Source organism: Asticcacaulis sp. (genome assembly GCF_027484505.1).
GTDB lineage: Bacteria > Pseudomonadota > Alphaproteobacteria > Caulobacterales > Caulobacteraceae > Asticcacaulis.
Map to the genome: position 1 here is coordinate 1 of NZ_JAIXSV010000169.1, position 6,573 is coordinate 6,573.

Below are 6,573 nucleotides of genomic sequence, written 5' to 3' on the forward strand. Positions count from 1 at the left end.
GAGCAGGAATCGGCCGAGCCCTACACCCCCTTCGTACCGGGCAGCCGCGCCACCACGGCGTCGCAGGCCCCGCGCTTCTATTCGCTGCACCGCGCCTATGGCTATGAGCCCGATCCGGCCCCGCACACGGGCGGCGATCTGGCGCTCGATCCCGGTGCCGTGCAGACCCCCGCTGCGGACAAGGCTTCCGAGAAGTCAGGCTCCGCGGCGACCAGTAAAGCTCAAAAGACCGACCCGACACCCGCAAAAGACAAGACGCTTTAAGGCTCTCCCATGCCCTCGACCCTGAACCACCTGATTGATCTGGCCAAGGAACCCTCTTCGGAGAAGCGCCGCGAATTGCTGCGTCAGGTCACCACCGTCTTCATGGCGCACCCGGACCAGGTCGAAGGGCCTGAGATGGCGCTGTATGACGAGGTGATGAGCCAGTTATCGTCCGAAATGGAAACGGTCGTGCGCGCCGAAATCGCGCGCAAGCTGGCCGAAGCCAAGGTCGCGCCGCTGGGTCTTTTGCGCCGTCTGGCCTCCGACGATATCGAAGTCGCCGAAGCCATTCTGGTCCGCTCAAAAGCCCTGACCGAAAGCGACCTGATCCACGTCGTTTCGACCAAGGGACAGGACCACCTGCGCGCCGTGTCGCGCCGCGAAGAGGTTCCGGAATCGGTGTCGGGCGTCATCGTCGATCGCGGCGACGACACCACGGTCAACACGCTCTTGCGCAATGACGGGGCCCGCCTGTCGCGCGCCACAAACGAAGCGGTCGTTCAGCGCGCCCAGACCAGCCCGGCCTTGCACGACGCCATCGTCAACCGCAAGGACTTCCCCATCGACCTGATGAACGACATGTATTTTGTCGTCGAAGCCCGCCTGCGCGAACGCATCATGCAGGAAAACGCCTGCGTCGATCCGGCCGTGCTGGAACAGGCCTTGTCGAAATCACGCAACACGGTGGCCATCGCCCACGGCTCCTTCCCGTCCGACTATGAAAAGATCATGGCCGAGGTCGAGACCCTCTATAATAATCAGAAACTGACCCCGGCCCTGCTGGCCCGCTATATGCGCGATCCGAACCCGACCTGGTTCCTCTGTGCGCTGGCGATCATGGCCGATATCGACTTCCTGACGGCGAAGCACGTGGTGGATAAGCGCGAACTGGACGCGCTGGCCATTGCGTGTAAGGCCGCGGATCTCGAAAAGTCGCTGTTCCTGACCTATGCCATGATCATGCTGGCCGCGCAGGACAACGCCATGGGCAAGGCCGCCGAATATGGCAAGCTCTATGAGCAACTGCCGCGCGATACGGCCCTGCGCACCATCCGCTTCTGGCGCATGCGCCGCGCCGAAGGCCACGCGGCGTGATTCATGAAAAAAGTTGCCCCGCAAGCGGGGTACTTTAGGCTGTAGTGACGAATTAACGTTTGCGGCCCCCCTCCTCCCCATTTTATGGGGAGGTGCCGAGTTTACGAGGCGGAGGGGTATCTTACTGACGGTTATACCCCTCCGTCAGCGTCGCTTCGCTCGCTGCCACCTCCCCACTTCGTAGGGAGGAGAAATAGCCGCATCAATCTTAAATCGTCACCGCAGCCTAGATTCAACGACGTCCCGTTTAAGCGCCTCCCCTGATTTCAGGGGAGGCCCTATAGTGGCGTATCGTTTCTATCCAAAACCAACCAGCTCTTGAACCCTACGCCTGCTCGCGCACGCGGTTGAGGTTTTCCATGGCCGTTTCCGCCAGCCCCTTGAGACCGTGCTCGCTGAAAATCTCATGCGCGGCCTCCAGCGCATAGGCGGCTTCGGCGCGGTCCAGCATAAAGCCGGTAATGTCACCGCGTGCCACATAGAGACGCCCCAGATTGGTCTGAAGGATGGCCCAGCCAACCGGGTCTTCGCCCGGCTTGACCTGACGCAGCTCCGCCTTGAAGGCCGCTTCGGCGTCTTCGAGCGACAGAAGATCGCCCTTCAGCTCAGCCCGGCGCGCCAGACAGGCGGCGCGGTTATTGACGATGTGCGCACGAATCGACAGAGGTTTGGCCAGCGCCTTCGACAAAGCCAGATCGAACGCCGCCACCGCCTGTTCGGCCAGCCCGTCTTCCTGAATCAACTCCGACAGAGCCTGTAGCGCCAGAGCGCGGAAATGCGTCTGCGCCACCCAGTCGAGGGGCGTATGTTCATAGGCCACCACCTCTTCCGCCGGCGTCAGAAGGGCGATGCCTTCGCTGATCATTTGCGGCTGACCGTCGATTTGCCCCGCCCAGACGTGCGCCAGCGCCAGACGCTGCGTCACGCGCACAAAGGTCACCGGCTCATAGTCGGCATCGAGCCGCGCCAGGAGCGCCGTCAGGTCGTTGATCACCGCGCTCATCAGCCGGCTGTCGTGACGATCGAGCCCGACCAGCATCAAAAGGTCGGCGCGTTCCAGTCGCGCATCGGCGGCGCTGATCTTGTCCTTGGCGGCCTTGGTCTGACGCACCAGCGCGTCAAAACGTTCGATGGCGCGGTCGATATGGGCCATGGCCACCAGCGCCGGTTCAAGGTCTTCGCCAATGCCCTGCCGCACAGCCAGACGCGCCGCCAGCCGCCCTTCGGTCAGGGTAAAGGCCGCCAGCAAGGCCGCATCGCCACCAATGGCGCCGCGCCCGGTGGCCACAAGCGTTTCCGCCGAAACCAGCAGTTCGGCGGTTTCAAACAAATCATAGCCCAGCAGGCAGATTTCCGCCTGCACCAGCGCCGCATTGGCGGCCTCAGTCAGGGTCTTGGCGGCCTTGCCCGCCGCTTCCGCCGCTGTGGTCGCCTTGCTGAGCGCCAGCGTGTCACCGGTGCGCCGCGCGTATTCGCGCCACACCAATGCCGATTCGAGATAGGGTTCAAAACGGCTGCGCGTCGAAACGCGCCCGCCTTCGACATCCAGGCCGCGCCCCTGCGTAATCAGCAGTTCGAGCGTCATCAGCTCATAAAGGCTCACATCGGGCTCATAACGCCCGCCCTGCCCCATTATGCGCCTCAGTTCACGGCCAAATTCAAACATGAAAACTACCCTGCGGCACAGGTCACGAAAATCGTCCCAGAACGGAACGTCCGGCCCTTGCCTCTGGGCTGTCTTGCAACTGTTTTGCCGCAAACGCCGCGTTACCGCAGCGGCGGCGCAAGCCCCGTCACATAGCGCTCAAAGGCCGCGCCCATGGCCGTCAGATGGTCCGGCAGGGCATGGCGCGGGCGAAACAGGGCCACGGTGCGGCTATGGGTAAAGCCGTGCAGCGTGGTGGTCACCACCCCTTGCGCCGTATGGCTTTGCGGCACCACGGTCGCGCCGATGCCCGCCGCCACCATGCGCAGCGCCCGCTCGTCATTCGCCGTGCGATAGGCCAGTGGTGGACGCACATTGCGGTCGGTGAAATAGCGGCTGGTTTCCGACAAAACCTCACAGCGGGAACGCACGATCATCGGCTGATCAGAAAGGTCTTCGCCGCGCACCTGTGCAACCCCGGCCAGTGTATGATCGGCCGGCAGGGCCAGCACATAGGGCTCACTATACAAGGGCACCGAACTGTCGTCTTCGACGCGGCGGATCGACAAGGCATAATCTATTCCCCGCTCGTCAAAGCGGTTGAGTATTTCCTGCTCGGTGCCTTCAAACAGGTCGAAACGTCCGCCCGTCTCATCGGACAGGCTTGCGTCACGAAAGCCCTTCAGCAGCCCCGCCACCCAGACGCCGGACAGGGTTTGCAACACACCAATGCGCAGCACGCGCGCCTGCTCGGTTTGCGCCAGCTCGGCCAGCGCCACATTGCATTCGTGCAAAATAGTCTTGGCGCGCGGCAAAAAGCGCGTCCCCGCCGTGGTCAGAAACACCCGCTTATTGTTGCGGATAAACAGGGTGACGCCAAGCTGTTCCTCAAGGCGCTTGATCCCCGATGAGAGCGACGGCTGAGTGATCAGACAGGCTTCAGCCGCGCGGGTAAAGGAGCCCGTTTCGACCACGGCCAGAAAATAGCGAAGAAGATAGGGTTCCACTTGATCTCCCTTCTCCCCTTCAGCGCAGCGTACGGGGCAGGTGTCGAGCCAGCGCAGCGCGGCGAGACGGAGGGGGCAGAGGCGGAAACCGGCCCCCTCCACCGCTTCTCGGTCCCCCTCCCCCGCTGCGCAGGGGAGGAGAGTCATAGGCATCATCTATTCATTCCATTTTTATTATCAATTTTTCCAATGATCAAGAGCGGTGTAGGTTTCCCTTAAAGGAAACGTCCCATGCGCCTCACCAGCCAGATCGACACAAACAGCGCCGATTTCACCGCTAACAGCGCCCATATGCAGGGGCTGGTCGATGATCTGCGCGCCCTGACCGCGCGCATTGCCGAAGGCGGCTCAGACAGTGCGCGGCAAAAGCACGTGTCCCGCGGCAAACTCCTGCCGCGCCAAAGGGTCGATGCCCTGCTCGATCCCGGCTCGCCGTTTCTGGAGCTGTCGGCGCTGGCCGCGCATAAGGTCTATGAGGACGAGGTGCCCGCCGCCGGGATCATCACCGGCATTGGCCGGATTGAGAACACCGAATGCGTGGTGGTGTGCAATGACGCCACCGTTAAGGGCGGCACCTATTATCCGCTGACGGTCAAAAAGCATCTGCGGGCACAGGAAGTGGCGCAGATGAACCACCTGCCGTGCGTCTATCTGGTGGACTCCGGTGGGGCCAACCTGCCCAATCAGGACGAGGTCTTTCCGGACAAGGACGATTTCGGGCGCATCTTCTTTAATCAGGCGCAGATGTCGGCCAGAGGCATCCCGCAGATCGCCGTTGTGATGGGAAGTTGCACCGCCGGCGGGGCCTATGTGCCGGCCATGTCGGACGAAAGCATCATTGTGCGCCGTCAGGGGACCATCTTTCTGGGGGGGCCGCCGCTGGTCAAGGCGGCGACGGGTGAAGTCGTCTCCGCCGAAGATTTAGGCGGCGGCGATGTCCATGCGCGCGTGTCGGGCGTGGTCGATCATCTGGCCGCCAACGACGCCGAAGCGCTTGCGATGGCGCGGCGCATTGTACGCCATCTCAACCGCACCAAACCGGCGTCATTCAAATGGCGCGACAGCGTCGAACCGCTCTATGACGCACGCGAACTGTACGGCCTGATCCCGGTCGATAAGCGCATCCCGATTGATGTGCGCGAAATCATTGCGCGCATCGTCGATGGCTCGGAATTTGATGAGTTCAAGGCGCTGTACGGTGAAACCCTGGTGTGCGGGTTTGCGCATCTGTACGGCCATCCGGTCGGCATTGTCGCCAATAATGGCGTGCTGTTTTCCGAGAGCGCGCAAAAGGGCGCGCACTTTGTCGAACTGTGCTGCCAGCGCCATATTCCCTTGATCTTCCTGCAAAATATCACCGGCTTCATGGTGGGCCGCAAGTACGAAAACGAAGGCATTGCGCGGCATGGGGCCAAGATGGTGACGGCGGTGGCCTGCGCCAATGTCCCTAAGCTGACGCTCGTTTTCGGCGGCTCCTACGGGGCGGGCAATTACGGCATGTGCGGGCGCGCCTTCGATCCGCGCTTCCTGTGGATGTGGCCCAATGCGCGCATCTCGGTCATGGGCGGTGAGCAGGCGGCCAATGTGCTGGCCACCGTGCGCCGCGACGGTATCGAGGCCAGGGGCGGCACCTGGAGCGCCGAAGAGGAGGCCGCGTTTAAGGCCCCGCTGCTGGAGACCTATGAGGCGCAGGGCCATCCCTATTACGCCTCGGCGCGCCTGTGGGACGACGGCGTGATCGACCCGGCGGATACGCGCCGCGTGCTGGGGCTGGGCCTTTCGGCGGCGCTCAATGCGCCCATAGAGCCGACGCGGTTCGGCGTGTTCAGGATGTAATTCAGAGCGTAGTTCGTTCAAACTGAACCGAAATAACGCTCTGAATTTTTTTTAGTTTAACGCGCTTTTTTCTCCGAAAAGTGCGTCACACTTTTCGGAAAGCGCTTTATGACCACGCTTAAACTCGATTTATCCGCCAATGGCATAGCCCGCCTGACGCTCAACCGGCCCGACCGGCACAATGCCTTTGATGAGGCGATGATCGCCGACCTGACCGCCACCTTCACCACGCTGGGTACCAATCCTGCCGTGCGCGTGGTGGTACTCAATGGCGCGGGGGAAAGCTTCTGCGCCGGGGGCGACCTCCACTGGATGCAGCGCGCCGCTCACAAGACCGAGGCCGAAAACGAGGCCGATGCGCTGGCACTGGCGACCATGCTGCATACAATAAACGCCTGCCCCAAGCCGGTGATCGGCCTGATCCACGGCGCGTGTTTTGGTGGCGGCGTCGGGCTGGCGGCGGCGTGCGATATGGTGGTGGCCGCCCCCGATGCGCGCTTTGGCCTGACCGAGGTGCGGCTGGGCCTGATCCCGGCGGCCATATCGCCGTTTGTGGTGGCCAAGATCGGCGCGTCGGCGGCGCGACGCTACTTTCTGACCGGAGAACGCTTCAGCGCCGAAGAGGCCCGCCGCATCGGTCTGGTGCACGAGGTTAAGGCCGGGCTCGATGCCGCCGCCGCGCCGCTGATTGACGGCCTGCTGGCCGGTGGACCGGAGGCCGTGGCC

At 62.7% G+C, this 6,573-nt stretch carries 6 protein-coding genes; 4 read left to right on the forward strand and 2 right to left on the reverse strand.

Translation table 11 applies throughout. The features are described 5' to 3' along the window. Both Q0072_RS10595 and Q0072_RS10600 read left to right on the forward strand, forming a co-directional pair. The coding region (locus Q0072_RS10595) for a hypothetical protein (RefSeq protein WP_298329562.1) at window positions 1–264 on the forward strand (264 nt) is incomplete at its 5' end. Window positions 265–273: 9 nt separating this feature from the next. Continuing rightward, window positions 274–1,359 carry a DUF2336 domain-containing protein gene (locus Q0072_RS10600; RefSeq protein WP_298329565.1) on the forward strand — a complete coding sequence of 362 codons (1,086 nt, stop codon included), beginning with the start codon at window positions 274–276 and terminating at the stop codon, window positions 1,357–1,359. A 325-nt stretch (window positions 1,360–1,684) separates the two neighbouring features. On the opposite strand, the gene Q0072_RS10605 is transcribed toward Q0072_RS10600, so the two are convergent. Further along, complete coding sequence (locus tag Q0072_RS10605; RefSeq protein WP_298329567.1) at window positions 1,685–3,025, reverse strand: hypothetical protein; 1,341 nt, start codon at window positions 3,023–3,025, stop codon at window positions 1,685–1,687. A gap of 101 nt (window positions 3,026–3,126) precedes the next feature. Continuing rightward, window positions 3,127–4,011, reverse strand: coding sequence for a LysR family transcriptional regulator (locus Q0072_RS10610; protein WP_298329570.1), 885 nt, complete (start codon window positions 4,009–4,011; stop codon window positions 3,127–3,129). Between the two features lie 291 nt (window positions 4,012–4,302). Here Q0072_RS10610 and Q0072_RS10615 point away from each other — a divergent pair, with 291 nt between their 5' ends. Further along, complete coding sequence (locus tag Q0072_RS10615) at window positions 4,303–5,847, forward strand: carboxyl transferase domain-containing protein (protein WP_366941798.1); 1,545 nt, start codon at window positions 4,303–4,305, stop codon at window positions 5,845–5,847. Window positions 5,848–5,955: 108 nt separating this feature from the next. Then, window positions 5,956–6,573: enoyl-CoA hydratase-related protein (locus Q0072_RS10620; protein ID WP_298329575.1), on the forward strand; the 618-nt coding region annotated here is incomplete at its 3' end.

Coding starts and splice junctions, on each gene's coding strand:
- Q0072_RS10605 (WP_298329567.1), bottom strand. CDS start 3,025: ATGTTTGAATTTGGCCGTGAACTGAGGCGCATAATGGGGCAGGGCGGG.
- Q0072_RS10615 (WP_366941798.1), top strand. CDS start 4,303: ATGCAGGGGCTGGTCGATGATCTGCGCGCCCTGACCGCGCGCATTGCC.
- Q0072_RS10600 (WP_298329565.1), top strand. CDS start 274: ATGCCCTCGACCCTGAACCACCTGATTGATCTGGCCAAGGAACCCTCT.